Consider the following 2,479-nt stretch of genomic DNA (forward strand, 5'->3'; position numbering starts at 1 on the left):
CTTGGTGAATAATGCGGGCTGAAGACAGTCAGCGTGACGCCCTCTTCATCTTTCTAAGGCTATCGATTCTCGCAAAACGCAGAGGCCATCTGAGATCTGCATTCAAGACTTCTCTGACTTCGCGTAGTCGCCGCGACTGAAGTATTTTTCGAGCCAAACGTATGCAACGATGAAGAAGTAGCGACTTCCCATCTCTCGGACTTTTAGTTTCGCCAGTCCAGTGCGGCGATTTCGCCAGGTGATAGGAATGACTGTCCATGAATAGCCGCGTGCGATGGACTTCAATGGCAGTTCGACAGTCAAATTGAAATGAGGCGAAAGAAAAGGCCGGCATCCGTCCAGAGTTGTCCGCCGATACGCCTTGAATGCGTTGGTGGTGTCGTTCAGTTTGATTCGGAAAAGGAAGCGAATCAGATGATTGGCGGTCCGATTTAAAAACAACTTCAGCCACGGGTAGTCGACGACGCCTCCGCCTTTGACGAACCGACTTCCAAATACGGCATCGAAACCTTCGTTCAACAGGTTCCAGTATCGGACAACGTCACGGCAATCATCTGATTCATCGGCCATCATGATGACAACAGCGTCACCTTCGGACTGATCGATTCCATGCCTGATCGCAAGCCCGAAGCCGTGTTCGCCAAGGTTTTGGACGGGCTTGAGTGCGGGGAGTGAATTTGCCATTTCGGATAGGATCGCCCAGGTCCTGTCTGAACTTCCGTCATCGACTACGACAATTTCGTGAGGTATCTCTTTGAGTCGCAACTCCAAATGCAGATGCTCGACACTAGAACGAATGCAGCCTTCCTCATCTCGAGCGGGAATGACAACTGAAAGAAGCTTCAATTGGTCCTCGCCTCTGTCCGGAGAACCACCTTCCAATTCAGGGCCGGGGATCGCTTGATTTTTTTGTTCTTCGGACACCGCGTTAAGCCATTTTGTTTCGCATTGATTCCATTGGTCAATCTATCGGAGGTGCTAGTTGATGGACAGGAAGAAGAATTCGTTGCAGTGCAGACGGTCAGGATGAGATGTCAAGCCAATCAGGATTTTGTTCTGCGTAGTCCGCAATTTCTGCGAAGATTTCCTCTTTCGTTGTTTCCGGACGCCATCCCCAAGTTGCTTTGGCGAGCGTATTGTCCAGTACCACCCAAGGGAGATCGAATGGTCGATTGGTGTGCTGAGATGCGACGGGGTGAATACCAAACCGCTTGTCGCACCAAGCGGTTAGTTGCTGCAAGGAGATCGCTGATTCGACTCCACCAGAGACGTTTGTGATCAAAGGCATCCCGCGAAGATCGGATTGCATTTGACGAGTAATGAGTGCCAGCAGGTCACGTGGATGAAGGCAGTCACGGACCTGATGCCCTAGAGCGTCGAAACCAGTGTAGTGCAGCGAACGACGGGCTTGATGACTGTGGATCCAGAACGCGATGATGCCTTGGTCCGGTCGTCCAAATTGTCCAGCTCCCGCCAAGATGCCGCAGCGATTGACCAAGCATGGAAATCCGAAAGTCGCCGCGTATTCAAGTGCGATCTGTTCGGAGGCACACTTGGTCGATCCATAAAGTGAGACGGGCGGAGTGGTGGAGAAACTTTCGCTGATGCCAGTTTCGGTCATTCCTTCGGGGAATGGCATCTTGGGAAAGTATGCACCGTCTCGGATTTCGATCGAAAGTTTCGCTAGTGGGTGGATCGAATAAACGCGACTGCTGCTTAGAAGAACAAGCCCGGCCTGCGAGCGTTTGCAAAGCTCCAGCACGTTGAGCGTGCCAATCAGGTTGTGTTCGACAAGCTGCCGGCTGCTCGTTTGGCCATCAACACCAGCCAACACGGAGGGTTTGGCTGCCGCATCGATCACCCAATCGATGTCTCCGATGCAGTCGAGGTCAGATGAGTTTCGTAGATCACCGTGCACCACGTTGATACCACGAGACATCAGATCGCGACGATTTAGGTCGCTACCTGGACGAGCGAGGTTGTCGATCCCGGTGATTTCCCAATCCAGGTCATGATCCACAGCCAGTTTGGCGAGCGTGTTCCCAACGAAACCACAGATCCCTGTGATAAAGACTCGCGTCGCCACTCGATTCTCCCAATCCAAAAAAACTTCGCAAAACCTTCCGAGCAACCGATCGCCTTGGATCCATCATAGTCTGCATGCGATAGCGTGGGCGATGCGGTTTGCTGAGTAAACGTGTCGGCACGGACCAGCGGTCGAACTGGGGTTCAATTCACGTGGATACAGCAACCATTGTTTGGCGTGGCAACCAGCCATCCCTTACTCGGCGAATTGTTGCTGCATGGTGTCGAGGAATTTTTGCAGTTGGTCGGCGGGCAGTTGGTTGATGCCGGCCGCGGCTTTGCGGCCGCCTCCGGTTGGGAATTGACGGACAAGTTCGTCGGCGCCGGTCTTGGTCGCCAGCGGGGCTCGAACGCTGACCAGGTAATCGCCCGATGGCAGTTCGCTCAGCAACGC

The 2,479-nt window shown here is 53.2% G+C and carries 2 protein-coding genes and 1 pseudogene; all 3 read right to left on the reverse strand.

Going from position 1 to position 2,479, the window contains the following annotated elements; all coding sequences use genetic code 11:
• Positions 1-102: 102 nt before the first annotated feature.
• Positions 103-924, reverse strand: a complete 822-nt coding sequence (locus B2R17_RS04505; RefSeq protein ID WP_008663439.1) for a glycosyltransferase family 2 protein — start codon at positions 922-924, stop codon at positions 103-105.
• Between the two features lie 97 nt (positions 925-1,021).
• Positions 1,022-2,104 carry an NAD-dependent epimerase/dehydratase family protein gene (locus tag B2R17_RS04510; protein WP_286763029.1) on the reverse strand — a complete coding sequence of 361 codons (1,083 nt, stop codon included), beginning with the start codon at positions 2,102-2,104 and terminating at the stop codon, positions 1,022-1,024.
• 177 nt (positions 2,105-2,281) lie between these two features.
• Positions 2,282-2,479, reverse strand: a pseudogene (locus B2R17_RS04515) (acetyltransferase); the annotation flags it as partial.

This window comes from Rhodopirellula sp. UBA1907 (genome assembly GCF_002337565.1).
Taxonomy (GTDB): Bacteria; Planctomycetota; Planctomycetia; order Pirellulales; family Pirellulaceae; genus Rhodopirellula; species Rhodopirellula europaea.